12 protein-coding genes are annotated in these 18057 nt (G+C 35.9%); 8 read left to right on the top strand and 4 right to left on the bottom strand.

Features of this window, described 5'->3' with window-relative positions; all coding sequences use genetic code 11:
• Nucleotides 1-10: 10 nt before the first annotated feature.
• Nucleotides 11-1057, bottom strand: a complete 1047-nt coding sequence (locus tag AC3HD6_RS08335; protein WP_488895916.1) for a PA0069 family radical SAM protein — start codon at nt 1055-1057, stop codon at nt 11-13.
• 123 nt (nt 1058-1180) lie between these two features.
• Complete coding sequence (locus AC3HD6_RS08330) at nt 1181-1375, bottom strand: hypothetical protein (protein WP_123869127.1); 195 nt, start codon at nt 1373-1375, stop codon at nt 1181-1183.
• A 174-nt stretch (nt 1376-1549) separates the two neighbouring features.
• On the opposite strand from AC3HD6_RS08330, the gene AC3HD6_RS08325 reads away from it, so the two are divergent.
• A complete protein-coding gene (locus AC3HD6_RS08325; RefSeq protein WP_488895915.1) occupies nt 1550-1900 on the top strand; it encodes a hypothetical protein in 351 nt (116 codons plus the stop codon).
• Nucleotides 1901-2011: 111 nt separating this feature from the next.
• Here AC3HD6_RS08325 and AC3HD6_RS08320 read toward each other — a convergent pair whose 3' ends face one another.
• Both AC3HD6_RS08320 and AC3HD6_RS08315 read right to left on the bottom strand, forming a co-directional pair.
• Nucleotides 2012-4669, bottom strand: coding sequence for an AsmA family protein (locus AC3HD6_RS08320; protein ID WP_488895914.1), 2658 nt, complete (start codon nt 4667-4669; stop codon nt 2012-2014).
• A gap of 33 nt (nt 4670-4702) precedes the next feature.
• Nucleotides 4703-5500 (bottom strand): DUF2797 domain-containing protein, encoded by a 798-nt coding sequence (locus tag AC3HD6_RS08315; RefSeq protein WP_488895913.1) that lies wholly within the window; start codon nt 5498-5500, stop codon nt 4703-4705.
• A gap of 90 nt (nt 5501-5590) precedes the next feature.
• Between AC3HD6_RS08315 and AC3HD6_RS08310 the strand changes: the two genes are divergently transcribed.
• The 7 genes from AC3HD6_RS08310 (at nt 5591) to AC3HD6_RS08280 (ending at nt 18038) form a co-directional block, all read left to right on the top strand.
• Nucleotides 5591-6619 carry a GDP-mannose 4,6-dehydratase gene (locus tag AC3HD6_RS08310; protein WP_488895912.1) on the top strand — a complete coding sequence of 343 codons (1029 nt, stop codon included), beginning with the start codon at nt 5591-5593 and terminating at the stop codon, nt 6617-6619.
• 135 nt (nt 6620-6754) lie between these two features.
• Entirely contained in the window at nt 6755-6976 is a 222-nt protein-coding gene (locus AC3HD6_RS08305) for a DUF2795 domain-containing protein (protein WP_002662059.1), read from the top strand.
• Between the two features lie 125 nt (nt 6977-7101).
• On the top strand, nt 7102-10176 hold the full coding sequence (gene secA, locus AC3HD6_RS08300) for a preprotein translocase subunit SecA (protein WP_488895911.1): 3075 nt from the start codon (nt 7102-7104) through the stop codon (nt 10174-10176).
• A 151-nt stretch (nt 10177-10327) separates the two neighbouring features.
• A complete protein-coding gene (locus AC3HD6_RS08295; protein ID WP_488895910.1) occupies nt 10328-12493 on the top strand; it encodes a TonB-dependent siderophore receptor in 2166 nt (721 codons plus the stop codon).
• Between the two features lie 33 nt (nt 12494-12526).
• A complete protein-coding gene (locus AC3HD6_RS08290) occupies nt 12527-14689 on the top strand; it encodes a TonB-dependent siderophore receptor (protein WP_488895909.1) in 2163 nt (720 codons plus the stop codon).
• A gap of 38 nt (nt 14690-14727) precedes the next feature.
• Nucleotides 14728-15930, top strand: a complete 1203-nt coding sequence (locus tag AC3HD6_RS08285; protein ID WP_488895908.1) for a PepSY-associated TM helix domain-containing protein — start codon at nt 14728-14730, stop codon at nt 15928-15930.
• Entirely contained in the window at nt 15930-18038 is a 2109-nt protein-coding gene (locus tag AC3HD6_RS08280) for a TonB-dependent receptor (RefSeq protein WP_488895907.1), read from the top strand. The genes AC3HD6_RS08285 and AC3HD6_RS08280 overlap by 1 nt, the downstream gene beginning before the upstream one ends.
• Nucleotides 18039-18057 lie beyond the last annotated feature (19 nt).

Raw genomic sequence — 18057 nt, 5'->3', positions numbered from 1 at the left:
TTTTCCTCTATTAATCAAACAGTCTTAACTGCTGGTCTTTTGTTCCTGTAAAATTGGCCGTTGACAGTTTAGGAAATTCTTTTCCTTCAAAAAATTTTTTCCGTCCTATTTTGAAAGTAGTATGGATCATTTCTGCAATATTCCCTTCTCCTCTCTGTCTTTCAAAATATCTTTTATCGCCCAGTTTTCCGCCACGCATAGAGCGTATAAGATTCAATACTTTCTGGGCTCTATCCGGAAAATGTGATTCGATCCAATTGACAAAAACAGGTTCTACAGTATCATTCAATCTAACCAATGTATACCCGAATCCCATAGCACCGGCATCAGAAATAGATTTCAGAATATTTAAAGGCTCATCGCTATTCAATCCGGGAATAATAGGGGCCACCATTACATGAACCGGAATTTTATTTTCGGAGAGGATTTCAATAGCTTTTAATTTATTGGGAGCAGAACTTGTCCTGGGTTCCATTTTTCTTCTCAAATCCTCATTGATGGTAGGAATACTCAGGGAAACTGAAACAAGATTCTGCTCAGCCATTGGTTTTAAAATATCCAAATCCCTCAGTACCAATGCGTTTTTTGTCAAAACATTGACAGGATGTCTGTAATCCAGACAAACCTGCAGCAATTTTCGTGTAATTTCAAATTGTCTTTCAGCAGGCTGGTAACAATCGGTATTTCCGGAGAGCAGAATAGGAGCCGCTTTATACCCTCTTTTCTGAAAAAATTTCTCCAGCAATTCCGGGGCATTTTTTTTCACCATGATCTTTCTTTCAAAATCAATCCCCGCACTATACCCCCAATATTCGTGGGTGGGTCTGGCAAAACAGTAAGAACAGCCATGCTCACAACCCTGATAAGGATTCATAGAATATTCCATGGGGAGATCTTCGCTTTTCACCTGATTCACAATGGTTTTCGGAAAAACTTCTGTAAAAGAGGTCTTTACAGTCTCGAACTCTTCATCTTCCGGCTCATAGGTATACCTGTCGAAACGGTTGATAACGTTTCGCTGAGCTCCCTGACCTTTTATGAAATTTTCGTTTGACATTCTGATGTAAAATTAGAATGGATTTTTTATAAAATAATGAACTTTAACATTTAAGTTTTCCACAAAAAAAATCCAACACTTTCAAAAGCGTTGGATTTAAACATAATTTAATATATTTTTTTACTACTTCAGCGCGTAAAATTCCACTCCGTGCGTTTCATCGTCGTGGCTCTTTTCATCAAAGTGTCTGTGATAGTCTGAATAACTATCACTATATTTTTTATCTTTTTTAGTCAATATTTTTTTGATACTTATTAAACTCAATACTGCCAAAAGACCAACTCCTCCTGCCAGTAAAACTCCAACTTCTTTTTTCATATTTTCTTTGATTTATTGTTTTGGATATTGCAAAAAGTGTACCTATTTTATTTTTCTGAATTATAAATTTTGTTAACATTAAACTCTATTTTTAAGAAATTTATAATCCTTTATTTTTCTTATCTTTAGAAAAGCTATGGTTTAATTATTGTACTAACCAAGAAAAATATTATTATGGAAAATCCAGAAAACATTGATCAAATGACCACCTTAAGTCAGGTAATGAAAAAGCTCTCTGAGAGAGGGATACAGAGAGAATTCAGAATGAATGAAAACTGCGAGATGAAATTCGAAAATTCTGATAAGATTTATACTCCCTCTGAACTGACTATTTTAAAGACATACCGCTTTGAAGGTGACAGTAATCCTGATGACAATGCCGTATTATATGTTGTGAAGGATGATGCAGGAAACCGTGGGATGATTATAGATTCTTACGGAGCAGACAGTAATTATCCCGGGGCTGAATTTGATGCATTTCTGAGAGATATCGCTATTCTCGAAAGTGATGAATTCAATTTTTAATGATTACTTCTCAATATTGATTTTTTAAACCATTAAGGATATTTAAATTCAATTGATTTCCGCCAGTCGCAAAAAATCAACTCATTATTTTCCCTTTAATGGTTTAAAAAATTACTTTTCCTCTGCATTCTCTTTCTTTTTAAAAATACCATTTAAAAAACCTTTTTTCTCCTTTTTCTCTTCCTGAGGTGGCGTTATATTCTTTTTCTGTTTTATTTCTTCTTTAATATCCTTTACAGACTTCTTCATTTCTTTCACTGAAGAAACTGCATTTTTTACTTTCTGTTCTGTTTTTTCAACATTTTTTCCAATGAGAGTCTTCTTCAATCCCTGTTCAATCCCTTTCCAGAAAAGATTAAAGAATGATTTCGTAGGATCACGCTCCACATTCTCCACTGTTACTGATTCCGGATAACTTCCAGAGTCTGATTTCAGGAAAACATTTGCTACAGCGGTCAAAAAACCTTTTTTCTCGTGATTGTTTTTATTCAAAACAGCAATCTTCAGGTCTTTATGCTTTAAATTAAATGTTCCATGCAATCCTCCTGGATTTCCTTTAAAATTAAACAGCATTTCCTGAATTGTCCCCGCAGTAGCTGTTACATGCAGATAAGGTCTGATGAATGGGTTAATTCCGTTGGCGGGAAGATTAGATGTCTTTCCAGAAATGGCAAATCTATCTTGTTGATCAGCAACATCAAAGCTCCAATTCACAGACAGCGGCGATAAATTCATGAATGAACAATGAATATTGATATCAACTTTCGTTGGTTTTCCTTTTGCTTTTGCTGAGTTCAGGTTTTTGACATTCATATTAAAATTACTGAATGTAAGCTTACCCGGCCCCATACTTTCCGGTGTATCTTCTTCATATACCAAAACAGAGTTCTTCAGATCCAGAGTATTGATATTCATAGGGATTTTAATAGAACGAAGCATTTTGGAATATAATGCTTTAATTTTTGGGTCATCTTTTGGAATTTTGCTTCTGAAAATATTAGCATCAGCTGATTGAATTACAACGCGAGAGGCATTAATAGACTTATGCTCTGAAAAAAGATCCCAATCACCCTCAGCTGTTATTTGGCCAGCCTTCAGATCATACAGATCTCTTTCTACAGGTATCATTTTGATAAATTGACTTCTCGAAACGAGAGGCTTCATTGCAAAATTATTGATCTGAACCTTATTTTTGTTCAGCTTTAAAAGCCCAACACTGAGGTTGTAGAATTGAGTTTTGTATGCAAAATTGCGGGTTGTCAGAAAATAATCTTTGATCTTAAAGGAAAGTTCTTCGCTATTTAATTTAGGACTTATTTCAATACCGTTTACAGTAGCATTCAGATCATGAAAAGCCAGTGGTTCTTTTCCTTTATCGTAAGTAAGATTTGAATTCTTTAAGGACACTTTTCTTACAATGACAGACTGTATAATACTAGGATTGGCATTTTTCTTTGGCTTATTTTCTCCAGCATTTATAACTCCGTTTGCATTTTCAACCAGAACATCTTTGACATCCAGGTTCAACTTTTTATTAATAAATTCCAGCTTATTAATATTAAAAGCAATATGACTGGTATTCAGATCCATTGTCGTCTTTCCGGAAGATTGAGGGCTTGGAGTAAATGAAAGATCTAAAATTTCCCCGTTCGTTGGCTTTAAGGCAATACTTCTAATGGCAATATTCTGATGATCAGCATACACAATATCTTTTCCAGAGAATGTAAAATCTTTGTAACCAACCGGAACTAATTGCTCAGAAGTCTCTTTATTGAACACAAGCTGATTGATATTCAGGTTCAGATTTCCAGCAGACAAAAGCTTATTTCCATCGGGTTTGTTAATTTGAGCAACAGCATTTTTAAGTTTTATATTTTCCAAATTAACTTCAAAATCAGAGCCCTTCTTTTCTTTCTTAGCCTTTTTTACTCCAGTATTATAGACTGTAAAAACAGGATTCTGAAATACAGCATCGGCAAGAGAAACCTTATTTTTCTGCAAAACCACATCTTTAAATTCCATTTTTGGAATAGCGAATTCAAATAGCTGCCCCTTTTGAGGATAAAACTTTTTAAACTGAATAAAAGAAAGCAAAGGAATCAGCTTAAAATTTTCAACAGCCATCTGTCCATCTATAGTAGTAATGGAACGAATAGTAATGGCATATACATTATCCGGTCTAAAGAAAAAGTTTTGCCCTTTAATATTGTATCGGTCAAAAGTAACAGGTAGTTTATCTTCTACAGACTCTTCTGTCATCTGCAGGTTTTCTACAAACAGGTCAAGCTGTTCTACAGATAAAAATTTCTGTTTGGTATGCTTGAAAATAGCTACTTTCCCCTCATTGATCCTGATATTTTCAAATAAAAGAGGATTTCGTTTCTTTCCCGTTTTCTGATCAATGGGTTTTGCTAAAATGACATTCAGATTCGGTTTTGCCAATAACAAATCGGAAGAGCTTATTGTTTTATTAAAAACAGCATCATAGATTCCAAAACGACTGATCTTCAATGTATCAATAGTTCCTTGAAGCCCAATAACATTAATATTTTGCGGGTTCTTTGAGTTGACGGAAATTCCGGTAGCTAAAATATTTCCTGTGCTAAGATCTACATCCAGACTTTTATAGGAAACCTTATAGTCTGTATTTTTTTTGATGTACTCGGGAAGTTGGGTTTTAAGCCAGAAATTCAGTCCGAAATTCGCAGCAAGAAGAAGTCCCGCCAGGATTCCGAAGCTGATTAATAATCTTTTAACCCATTTATTCATATTTGTGATTTGGTTATATATTTCTCGATACTATTAATTTTTAATTTCCAGTTCTATCACATACCCTTCATGTCCTCTTACATTGATAAAGCTTCCGCCTTCAAATCCCAGGTATTGTCCTTTGATCCCTGTAAGTCTTCCTGTAAATTCCGGTTTTTTATCTAAAGTAAATGATGTTACTTTTTCCGGTTTTTCAAAAGGATAATCAAATGCCCAAAGTTCTTCTCCATCGCTGTAAAACTTCTGGAAATCTTCTGGGAAATGTTCTTTGATCTTTTGTCTGAAATCTGCAAGGTCTACCTCTCCTTCAAAATCATCCTGAAGCATCTTTCTCCAGTTTGTTTTATCCGCAAGGTGTTCTTTTAAGGCAACCTCTATCATACCCGCTTCATAACGGTTTTCTGTTCTTGCGATTGGCAGTGCAAAAGTGGCTCCCTGATCGATCCATCTTGTAGGAATCTGAGTATTTCTGGTCACCCCAACTTTTACATCTCCGGTATAGGCCAGATACACTGTATGAGGCTGAAGCTGAATTTCTTTTTCTACTTCCAGATCACGTTCTGCCACCCCTAGATGAGCTGTAGAAAGTTCCGGACGGATAATTGTATCACTGGCATAAGGACTTTCAAAAAAACAGTTTTTACAGAAACCCATTCTATAGATAGGTTTATTCTCACCACAGTTTACACATTGAAACCCTACATGCTTAATGCTTAATTCCTTTCCCAACAACTCATTGATATGAATCAAATCTCCTGAAAGATTCAGATAATATTGGATAGGTTTAGCATCGTAGCTTATCATTTTTAAAATTTGCCCTTGAAACTGCATATTATATTTATATTACTTTTTTACGTAAATTTAATGATTATATTTTTCAAAAAGTAAAATTTATATTTTTGTATTCATAAAAAACCATTGATGATTTATCTTGTAACAGGCGGTAGCGGGTTCATCGGTTCCCATTTAATTGAACAATTATTAAGAAATGGACATTCTGTCATAAACGTTGACAATTTTGATGATTTCTATAGCTATCAGATCAAAATTAAAAATACTTTAGAGTCTATTGATAGAATTTCGGATTTTGAATTCTCTGATAAGGAGGCAGATATTCAACGGCTGATTTCCCTCTCTCAGTCTGATCAATATTCCCTTTACTATCAGGATATCAGAGACAAAAAAGGTCTTGAAAACATTTTCAGAAATCACTCGATTGATATGGTGATTCATCTTGCGGCATTAGCAGGTGTTCGCCCTTCTATTGAAAGGCCTTTGGAATATGAAGAAGTAAATGTTCGTGGAACAATGAATTTATGGGAACTCTGCAAAGAATTCAATATTAAAAAATTCATTTGTGCTTCTTCATCAAGTGTTTATGGAAACAACGAGAAGATCCCTTTTGCAGAAACAGACAATGTAGACAATCCTATTTCTCCTTATGCCGCAACAAAAAAGTGCGGAGAGATTCTGGGCCATGTATATCATAACCTTTACCATATTGATATGATCCACCTTAGATTCTTCACGGTATATGGACCGAGACAGCGCCCAGACCTTGCCATCCATAAGTTTACCAAGCTTATTTCAGAAGGTAAGGAAATCCCATTCTATGGCGATGGTACAACGGCAAGAGATTATACTTATATTGATGATATCATTGATGGAATCTTAAAATCTGTCCTGTACTTGGAAAACAATTCAAACGTCTACGAAATTCTTAATTTAGGAGAAAATGAAGTTGTAACCTTAACGGAAATGGTTGCTACAATAGAAAAGGCTCTGAGCATGACAGCTTTCCGAAAAATTCTGCCAATGCAACCGGGAGATGTCACAAAAACCAATGCAGACATCACCAAAGCGAAGACTTTGCTAGGGTATAAACCTGACACAGACTTCCAAAATGGCATAAAAAAATTTGTGGAATGGTTTTTGAGAAAACGACAATAGTAAATTACTGACATGGCTGTCATGCAGTTGGTGACAGTGATTTATAAGAAAATATTATAAAAAGAATTGAAAATCAAGTATAAAAAAGTTTATTATACAACCTATTTTTATACTTTTGCAAAAAATTAGAAAATTATGTACTGGACATTAGAATTAGCATCATATCTAAGTGACGCACCTTGGCCAATGACAAAAGCAGAGCTTATTGACTACGCAATCAGAACTGGTGCACCTATGGAAGTAGTAGAAAACCTTCAGGCTATCGAAGACGAAGGAGAAATTTATGAATCTATCGAAGAAGTGTGGAGCGATTATCCAACTGACGAGGATTTCCTTTGGAACGAGGACGAATATTAATAAAGCGATAAGCTTTAGGCTGCCGGCTTAGAGCTTTTTTGCCCTTTTTTATATATTAACTTACACGATAAGCGTGTCATTAAAACGCTTAAAGCATCTTGCATTAAGCATAAAGCAAAAAATTTATGAGTTTTTTAAACAAAGTTCTTAAAGGGTTTTTGGGAGACAAAAAAGCGCAGGACCTAAAAGAAGTAAAAAAAGTTGTAACAAAAATCAAAGCTGTAGAACCTAACATCCAACAATTGTCGGATGATGGTTTGAGACAAAAAACTGCTGAGTTTAAAGCAAGTATTAAAGATGCTACCAGCAAGATCACAGCTCAAATAGAACAGATTAAAGAGCAGATAAAGAACTCAACAAACGTTGACGAGAAAGAAGCTCTTTTCTCAAAAATTGAGTCTTTAAAGAAAGAATCATACGAAATTGAAGAGAAAGTCCTGGTTCAGGTTCTTCCGGAAGCTTTTGCATTGATCAAAGAAACCGCAAGAAGATGGGCTCAGAACGGAGAAATTCGTGTAACGGCAAGTGACTGGGACAGAGAACTGGTTGCTGCTGGGAAAGATTTCGTTTCTATTCAGGGAGACCAAGCTGTTTGGAAAAACTCATGGGACGCTGCCGGAACTCCTGTAGTTTGGGATATGGTCCACTATGATGTTCAGTTTATCGGAGGTATTATTCTTCACAGCGGTAAAATTGCCGAAATGGCAACCGGTGAAGGTAAAACTTTGGTAGGAACATTACCTATTTACTTAAATTCACTTCCGGAAAGAGGGGTTCACGTGGTAACCGTGAATGACTACCTTGCGAAAAGAGACTCCGCTTGGATGGGGCCGTTATATCAGTTCCATGGTATGTCTATCGATTGTATCGATAACCACCAACCAAACTCAGACGGAAGAAGAAAAGCATACAACTCAGATATTACTTATGGAACGAATAACGAATTCGGTTTCGATTATCTGAGAGATAACATGGTAACTTCACCTTCAGAATTGGTACAAAGAGAATTAAACTTTGCGATCGTAGATGAGGTAGACTCTGTATTAGTAGATGATGCAAGAACACCGTTGATTATTTCAGGTCCGGTTCCTCAGGGAGACAGACAGGAATTCGATGTTCTTAAACCTTCTATCGACAGAATCGTTGAAGTTCAGAAAAAGACTGTTTCTGCTATTTTCAATGAAGCGAAAAAATTAATTGCAGCAGGAAACACTAAAGAAGGTGGATTCAAATTGCTTCAGGCATACAGAGGTCTTCCTAAAAACAGACAATTAATCAAATTCTTATCGGAAAGCGGAAACCGCGCATTACTTCAGAAAGTTGAGGCTCAATACATGCAGGACAACAACCGTGACATGCCGATCGTAGATAAAGATCTTTATTTCGTAATCGAAGAAAAGAATAACCAGGTAGACCTTACAGACAAAGGTGTTGAATACATGTCTCAAGGGAACTCTGATCCAAACTTCTTCGTTCTTCCGGATATCGGAACTGAAATTGCTGAAGTAGAGGCTAAAAATTTATCTAAAGAAGAAGAATTCGAAGCTAAAGAAAAACTTTTCGGTGATTTTGCTGAAAAATCTGAAAGAGTTCACACGATGAGCCAGCTATTGAAAGCCTACACATTATTTGAAAAAGATGATGAGTATGTAGTGATTGATGGTGAGGTAAAAATCGTTGATGAGCAGACAGGTCGTATCATGGAAGGAAGACGTTATTCTGACGGTCTTCACCAGGCGATCGAAGCGAAAGAAAATGTAAAAATTGAGGCAGCTACTCAAACTTTTGCAACGATTACGCTTCAGAATTATTTCCGTATGTACAACAAGCTTGCGGGAATGACAGGTACTGCTGAAACAGAGGCTGGTGAGCTTTGGGAGATCTACAAATTAGATGTTGTGGTCATTCCAACCAACCGTCCTATTTTAAGACATGACAGACAGGATTTAGTTTTCAAAACTAACAGAGAAAAATATAATGCTGTAATTGAAGAAATTGAAAGATTGACTGCAGAGAAAAGACCTGTACTAGTAGGTACAACTTCTGTTGAAATTTCTCAGTTGCTTTCAAAAGCACTTCAGCTAAGAAAAATTCCACACCAGGTATTGAATGCAAAACTTCACAAGAAGGAAGCAGAGATTGTTGCAGGAGCAGGACAGCCAGGCGTTGTTACCATTGCAACAAACATGGCAGGACGTGGTACGGATATTAAACTATCTAAAGAAGTAAAAGAAGCTGGGGGTCTTGCAATTATCGGTACGGAAAGACACGATTCAAGACGTGTTGACAGACAGTTAAGAGGTAGAGCTGGTCGTCAGGGAGATCCGGGAAGTTCTCAATTCTATGTATCTCTTGAAGATAACCTGATGCGTCTATTCGGTTCTGAGAGAATCGCTAAAATGATGGACAGAATGGGTCACAAAGAGGGTGAAGTTATTCAGCACTCTATGATCAGCAAGTCTATTGAAAGAGCTCAGAAAAAAGTGGAAGAAAACAACTTCGGAACAAGAAAGAGACTTCTTGAATACGATGACGTAATGAACAAACAGCGTGACGTAATCTATAAGAGAAGAAAGAATGCTCTATTCGGAGATCACTTGAAATATGACATCACGAACATGATTTTCGATGTAGCTAACTCTATCGTTGCGAAAGGAAAAGCTACAGGAAACTTTAAAGATTTCGAATTTGATATCATTAAAACATTCACAATGGAATCTCCGGTTTCTGCAAATGATTTTAATAATAAAAATATTCAGGATCTTACGAATATCTTATTCAAAGCTGCTCAGGAAGATTATCAGATGAAATTGAACCTATTGAAAGAAAAATCATTCCCGATCATTGAGAATGTATACCAAAACCAAGGTTCAATGTTTAAAATGATCCAGGTTCCTTTCACAGACGGACACAAAACAATGACTATTGTAGCTGATCTTAAAGAAGCTTATGATACTCAGTGTGAAAGCTTAATCAATGATTTTGAAAAGAATATCACCTTGTCTATCATCGATGAAAACTGGAAGCTTCACCTTCGTGAAATGGACGACCTAAGAAGATCTTCTCAGGGAGCCGTTTATGAGCAGAAAGACCCACTTGTTATCTACAAACAAGAATCTTTCCACTTATTTAGTGAAATGATTGAGAAATTAAACAAAGAGATTATTTCTTTCTTATACAAAGGAGAAATTCCTGCATAAGAAATAATTAACGATATTATTAAAAAACCGCTCTGGCATTGGCCGGAGCGGTTTTTTGTTATTGATTGTATAATAATTTTATGACAAATATCAATATTATTGTTTATTTAGAATAGTTAAAAACAATATATTTGCATAAAATTTGACTTTCATGAAAAATGTACTGATGTATGCTTCTTTGCTGGGTTCTGTATTCACTTTTGCCCAAGAAAAGGATTCTATAAAAACCAAAAGCATCGATGCCATCATCATTAGTACATATATAAAAAAAGATAGTGAATCTTCAAATAAAATGCCTTTAAAAGCAATTGAAAACCCACAAGTTTATTCTACTATTGATAAAGTCATTTTAGAAAATCAAGGAATTTATACCGTTGACGATGCCTTCAAAAACATTACTGGTCTTCAAAATATGTGGACATCTAATGGTAGAGCTGGTGATGGTGGAGCTTATGTAAGCTTAAGAGGCTTTGTCTCTTCCAATTCTTTAAGAAACGGAGTATTGGGAGCAGTAACAGGAACTATAGATGCCATCAACCTTGAAAAAATAGAAGTTCTTAAAGGTCCTTCAGGAACATTATTCGGAAGTTTACTATCAAGTTATGGTGGAGTAATCAACAGGGTAACTAAAAAACCTTATGATACATTTGGAGGAAACATTAGCTTTGCGGGCGGTAGCTACAACACTTACAGAGCAGCTGTAGATATCAATACACCTCTTACTCAGGATAAAAAATTGCTATTCCGATTAAACTCGGCTTATACTAATGAAGGAACTTTCCAAACAGAAGGATTCAGAAGAAATCTTGCCATTGCTCCGAGTGTAAGCTATAAACCTAATGACCGATTAAGCATCAATCTTGATATGGAGCTATTCCAGATGAAGAATATGAGCGATCAGACCATTTTCTTTTATTCAGGCTCTTATCTGCAAAAGGTAAACAACATCAAAGATCTTAATCTCGATTATAGAAATTCATACCTGGGAAAAGACCTTACCAATACGGGAAGAAGCATCAACTTCTTCGGACAGGTTAATTACAAAATCTCAAACACAATCACTTCAAATACCAATTTTAGTACATCATCCAGTTATTCTAATGGATTTATGCCCTATCTGTATTTCATGGGAGATAGTGCAGACAATATATATAGAAGTGACCAATCTACAAGAGATAGCAGAAAAAGATCTCTGAATTTTCAACAAAACTTTAACGGTGATTTCAGGATTGGAAATTTAAGAAACAGAGTCGTTTTAGGTTTCGATTATTTGAGGGTAAATAATAATCAGAACTTTTATGATGTAAATGGGTTTGATAAGGACGAAAAAGGAAACTCAATCCCTGTTCCTTTACATCAGCCAGGTTTTGATTATACAAATTTTAACGGTACAACTCTTCAAGCACAATACAATGCCCTAGCTGGAAATGAATCCCCTTACCTGATAAAAGGAATACAGGAGAACTACGCCGTATACTTGTCGAACGTACTCAATATTACTGACAATCTTAATGTATTAATGGCTTTAAGAGTTGATAATTTCATTAATAAACCGGATAAAGTTGATGAAAAAAAGCTAAATCAGACGTTTTTTTCTCCAAAGCTAGGCATCGTTTATGAAATTATTAAGGACAAGGTTTCTGTTTTTGGAAACTATCAGAACAGTTTTAAAAACCTTTCATATTACATTGATAATGCAGGAATTACAAGAACCCCGCTTCCTGAACAGGCTAACCAAATGGAAGGAGGAATCAAAACAAGCCTTTTTAACGGAAAGGTCTCTTCTACCTTTAGTTATTACAATATTAAAGTAAAAGATGTTTTAAGAAATTTACAGCTTGCATCTAACCCACAAGCGCAGATTCAGGATGGAACTATCGTAAGTAAAGGTATTGAACTTGAGGTCAATGCTTATCTGGTTAGAGGTTTCACAGCCATTGCTGGGTTTACTTACAATGATTCAAAATACACAAAAGCAGATCCTTCCGTAGCAGACAGAAGACCTAATACATCAGGTTCTCCTTATTTGGCAAATTTATATGCCAGCTATCAATTCTTAGACGGAAAACTGAAAGGATTGGGATTTGGGATTGGAGGAAATTATGCCAGCGAAAACAAAATATATAATTCTGCAGACGGAGTTTTCTCACTACCATCATACATTGTACTGAATGCCAGTGCTTATTATGATGCCAGAAAATTCAGAATTGGGGTAAAGGTAGACAACTTTACCAATCAACATTATTGGATTGGATATACAACCGCCAACCCACAAAGACTCATCAATGCTGTGGGAACTCTTACATATAAATTTTAAACTGTTATTTTAATTTACTTCCCTTTATAAACAATGAAAAAACTTACGATAGGAGCAGCAGTATTAGCTTCCATGTTAACATTTGCTCAGGAAAAAGACACGATTAAATCTAATAATATTGAAGAAGTTGTTGTCAACGGAAGATATTATAAAAAATATGTTGAAAAAGAAGGTTCATCATCTCTTCGACTGGATGAGGCACTGATCAAAATTCCGCAGAACATCTCAATCATTACCAATAAAGCTTTAGAAGATCAGCAGGTGACTACATTAAGTGATGGTGTATTAAGAAACGTTGCCGGAGCTCAGAGACTTGAGCATTGGGGAGATATGTATACCAGAGTAAATATGAGAGGATCCAGAGCGGCTGCTTTTATGAATGGAGTTAATGTAACCTCTAACTGGGGACCGTTAAGCGAAGATATGAGTTACGTAGATCATATCGAATTTATCAAAGGACCATCCGGGTTTTTAATGTCAAATGGAGAACCAAGCGGTATTTACAATATTGTTACAAAAAAACCTACAGGAAAGGCACTAAACGGAACAGCAAAAGTGACACTTGGGAGTTTTAATATGTATAGAGGAGAAACTGATATTGATACCAAAATTACTGACAAGGTTGCTTTCAGGTTAAATATGATGGCTCAGAACAAAAAAAGTTTCAGAGATTATGAGTTTAACGATCGATATATAATCAACCCTTCATTAAAGGTAAATCTTACTGACAAAACTACTGCAGTAGTTGAATATATTTATCAAAAAGCTAAAATGTCTGAAGTAGGGTCAGCGTATGTTTATAGTTTCGAAGGCTACGGTAAAAAACCTGTTGAATATACCGTGTCTGACCCTGGAATTGATCCTACAAGAATTACAAATCATACAGTAAATTTAAATTTACAGCATAAGTTTAATGATAACTGGAAATTAACAACCCAACTATCATATGTAAATGAATATACGATGGGAAGTGATATCTGGCCGGGTAAATTTATTTCTGATACAAAGTTCATAAGAACTCTTAATTTCTGGGAGGCGAGTAATGTAATGAAATTTGGACAAGTATTCCTGAATGGATACTTAAAAACAGGTCCGGTTTCACATAAAATATTGACAGGTCTCGATCTCGGTTCAAAAAAATATCTAGCTGATTGGTCTAAAAGCGGACCCCTGGATACCGAGGAAAAACCTTTTGACCTTAATGCAGGAACTTATATCCCCCCAAGTGCAGGTTATCCTAAATTTGATAATCAAGGAAAATCATTGTTGGAAAGAGCAACTCCTTATGGTACTATTGAGCAGGAATATACCGGATTATATTTACAAGATGAATTAGGCTTTCTGGATGATGCACTTAGATTAACAGTAGCTGCACGTTATACTAATGTAAAAGAAAACAGCTACGGAACAAAAACCGAAGCCAACAGAATTACTCCTCGTATTGGTTTAAGCTATTCAATTGATACCAACACTTCTGCTTATGCATTATATGATCAAGCATTTACCCCACAGTCAGGATTATTCAGAGATGGAACTACAGCAAAACCAATTACGGGAAATAGCATGGAGATTGGATTCAAAAGAGATTGGTTTAATGGAAAATGGAATACAACATTATCACTTTATAATATCAATAAGAACAATGCTATTTCTGGTGATCCTACAGATATTACAGGCGTTTTTTCTATTCTTTTAGGTAAAACACGAGTTCAGGGATTGGAATTTGATTTGAAAGGAGAAATTACAAAGGGATTTAATGCCATTCTTAACTATGCATTTACCGAAAATAAGTTCACAGAAACAACAGCGAAAGCAACGAAAGGAGATCTTGTTCCAGGATATGCAAAACACACAATTAATGGTTGGTTAAACTATACATTTACTCAAGGAGATCTTGAAGGTTTTGGATTAAGTTTTGGAGGAACTTTTCTAGGAGGAAGAAGTACATGGAACTGGGGAAGCACAAATGCTCCTTTACAAATGAATGACTATCTGAAATTTGATGCCGGAATATCATGGGAAAATCCTCAATTCAGAGTAGGTTTAAATGTTTTCAATGTTTTCAACAGATATCTGTACAGCGGAAGCAGTATTAACTTTACAATGGCTGACACTAACAACACCCAAAGAGGAGGATATTATTACCAGGCTGAGGCACCAAGAAACTTCAGAATATCTTTAGCATATAAATTCTAAAAATAAAGGTTAACCCTCTCGTGGGTTAACTTTTTGCTATGAAAAAAAAGCATCACTATAAAAAGAAAATTTCTCCAACCAAAAAATGGTCTGCCAAACTACATCTGTGGTTTGGTTTGTCAGTTGGTATCATTGTTTTCATAGTCTCTCTTACAGGGACCTTATATGTTTTTAAGGATGAAGTACAGAATATACTTCGTAAAGACGCTATTTATGTACAACAGAACGTTTCAAACCAAAAGCCATTACCCATTAGCATTCTTCGCGAAAAGGTAAATTTGGAGCTCAATGAAAAATACCCGATCAGCTCTGTTGAAGTATCCTTAGACAAAGGAAAATCCTATCGTTTTTTATATTATGAAAAGAGCAAGAAAGGCTGGAACTACTTTCAACAGGTATTAATCAACAAGCAGGTCTATGTCAATCAGTATACAGGGCAAATTCTTGCTGTTTATGATGAAAAATATGATGTATTCAACATTTTGAAATATATCCACTGGGGACTTCTATTGAATTCCGAATGGGGACCTTATGTAGTGGGAATTCCTACAGTACTCTTTATCATTATGTTAATTACGGGTATCATTTTATGGTGGCCTAAAAATAAAAATGCCCGAAAAGGAAGGTTCTGGTTCAATTGGGAAAATGTAAAAAACTGGAAACGCAAAAATTATGATCTTCATAATGTATTGGGGTTCTATGCATTATTTATTGCCTTAATAATGAGTGTGACGGGGATTTACTTTGCCTATCCTTATGTGAAAAACACTTTTAATCTTGCCATATCTGGTTATTGGGAGCCGCCAAAAGAAAAGGAAATCAAATCTCCGGATTCTCTGATGGTAAAGTCAGATGCCGTTTTTGATATTGCAGCACTCCAGGCAGAAAAACTATATGCAGAATCATCCAGTTTCAGAATTACTTTAAATGGAAAAAATAAAAAAGGAAAGGAGCTCAAAAATCTTCCGGTCACGGTGTATGGTCAGGATGGAAGATTCAGTGAAAGAAACCTGCTTACTTTCGATAAATACTCAGGAAAACTACTAGCCAATAAACCTCATCACAAACTAAAAGCCGCAGAAAAATATGCAAATGCCAATTATGATGTCCATACCGGATCTTATTTCGGACTGCTTGGAAAAATCATCTGGTTTATCGCAGGGCTTATCTGTACCTCACTCCCTGTTACCGGATTTTTGGTCTGGTGGGGAAAAAGAAAGAAACAAGGAAAGAAAATATAATGAAAAAAGCAATTTTATCAGCTGCTAGTCTGGGAACTACAATCGTTTTTGGTCAGGTAAAAGATAGTTTACAAACCCAAAATGTGGATGAGGTTGTGATGACGGCTTCCAGAAAAAAAGAGAACATTAAAGAAGTTCCCAGCTCGATCACAGTGGTTGGAGAAAAGCAGATTCAGTCTCAGTTGACCGTCAATTCAGATATCACCAGCATATTGCAATACACCGTTCCAAGTTTAGGAACCAATTCCGGTCAGACATCCAATACCGGACAAACATTAAGAGGCCGCCAGGTATTAGTATTGATTGATGGAATTCCTCAGTCTACTCCACTACGAAACGGAGCAAGAGATCTGAGATCGATAGATCCTTCAGCCATTGAAAGAGTTGAGGTCATTAAAGGAGCATCATCAATCTACGGAAATGGTGCTGACGGAGGGATCATCAATTATATCACAAAAAGAAATAAAACGGATCAAAAGATTTCCGGAATATCACAGATTGGTTTTACCGGGCAACCTTATGGAGGCACATTAGGAGTAAGAGCCAGCCAGCTTTTATCCGGTAAGGTCAACAAATTTGATTACACTCTTTCATTAGCATATGAAAGGACAGGATATATGAAAGACGCAGACGGTATCTTCCTAAGTCCTACTTACAGTACTGCAAAAATGGACAATTACAACGGTTTGTTGAAATTGGGGTATAACATTAATGATAATCAAAGAATTGAAGCATCTTATATTGGTTATTCCTCAAGATCAGATCTTAATCTGGGTCTAAGTACAGGAAAGTATGGTACAAAGCCTACGATTGGTGAAGGAGTAGGAAAAGGATTGGAAACAACTCCTCAGGGAACACCGAAAAACCACAATATCAGGCTAAGTTATGACAATAAAAACCTTTTTGCCGGAACTTCTCTAAACATCAATCTTTATTATCAGGACTTTAAAACCGTTTATGGTTATAGTGATACCTTCTTTAATGGTGGGCAGTCTAATGTGCTTTCAAAAAAAGCAGGTGCCCGATTCAATTTTGATACCCAACTTTGGAATTCTGCCAATTCTCAGGGAGAAGTCATCTACGGAGTTGATATTCTGAACGATCAAACCGTACAAAAATTGGAAGATGGCAGATTCTGGACTCCTAATATGAACATGACCAATATTGCTCCTTTCTTATTAGCAAAAGTTGACTTGTTTAAAAAATTGACCATCAAGGCAGGACTCCGTTATGAAAACATCAAAGTAAATGTAGATGACTTTAATACTCTTTCTGTAATTAAAAGTGACGGAACATTTACCAAGAGCATTCCCGTAGAAGGAGGAAAACTCAACTACAATGCTTTAGTAGGGAATATTGGAGTCCGTTATAATATTGAACCTTATATTAATCTTTTTGCAAGTTTTTCACAGGCCTACTCTATCAATGAATTAGGAAGAATCTTAAGAACTTCAACGTCAGAAACCATTAAAAGCCTTGAAACAAAACCCATTATTGTCAACAATTACGAACTGGGAGCAACAGGACAGCTTTCCAGCTGGCTTAATTATGAATTGACTTCTTATGTAAGTACTTCAAAACTAGGAGCCTCATTTGTACAGAGCCCTGACAGAGCTCTGATGATCCAGAGATCACCAGAAATAGTATATGGAGTCGAAGGTTTTTTACACTTTACTCCGGTAAGATGGATACAGTTTGGAGGAAGCTATAGCTGGATGGAAGGAATTACCTCTGTAAAAGATGATGGAGATTATTCTACTAAGATCAACAATAGCAGGATTTCAGCTCCTAAAGTTCTTGCTTATGTACAGGCAAAGCCAATCCCGGCATTATCTGTTGGGCTGGATATGCTCCATTCTTTTACACAAAACCGGTTTGAACCGAAAGCAGGACTCTATACCTATGGAGAAGGGTATGTACCGAAGTATACAGTTTTCAATTTCAAGTCAAGCTATGAAGTTAACCACAACTGGAAGTTATCTTTAGGTATTGAGAACATATTCAATAAAAAATACCAGCCTGCTATCGCGTGGTGGACAGCAAGGGACAGCGAATTCGTTAATGCACTGGGAATGAGAGGAACTTTCATTATTGAATACAAATTTTAATTAATCTAAATAAAAAGTA

It is taken from the genome of Chryseobacterium sp. II3a (assembly GCF_057815135.1).
Note: the sequence above shows the minus strand (reverse complement) of the source record. Positions and strands in the feature narration are given on the sequence as shown.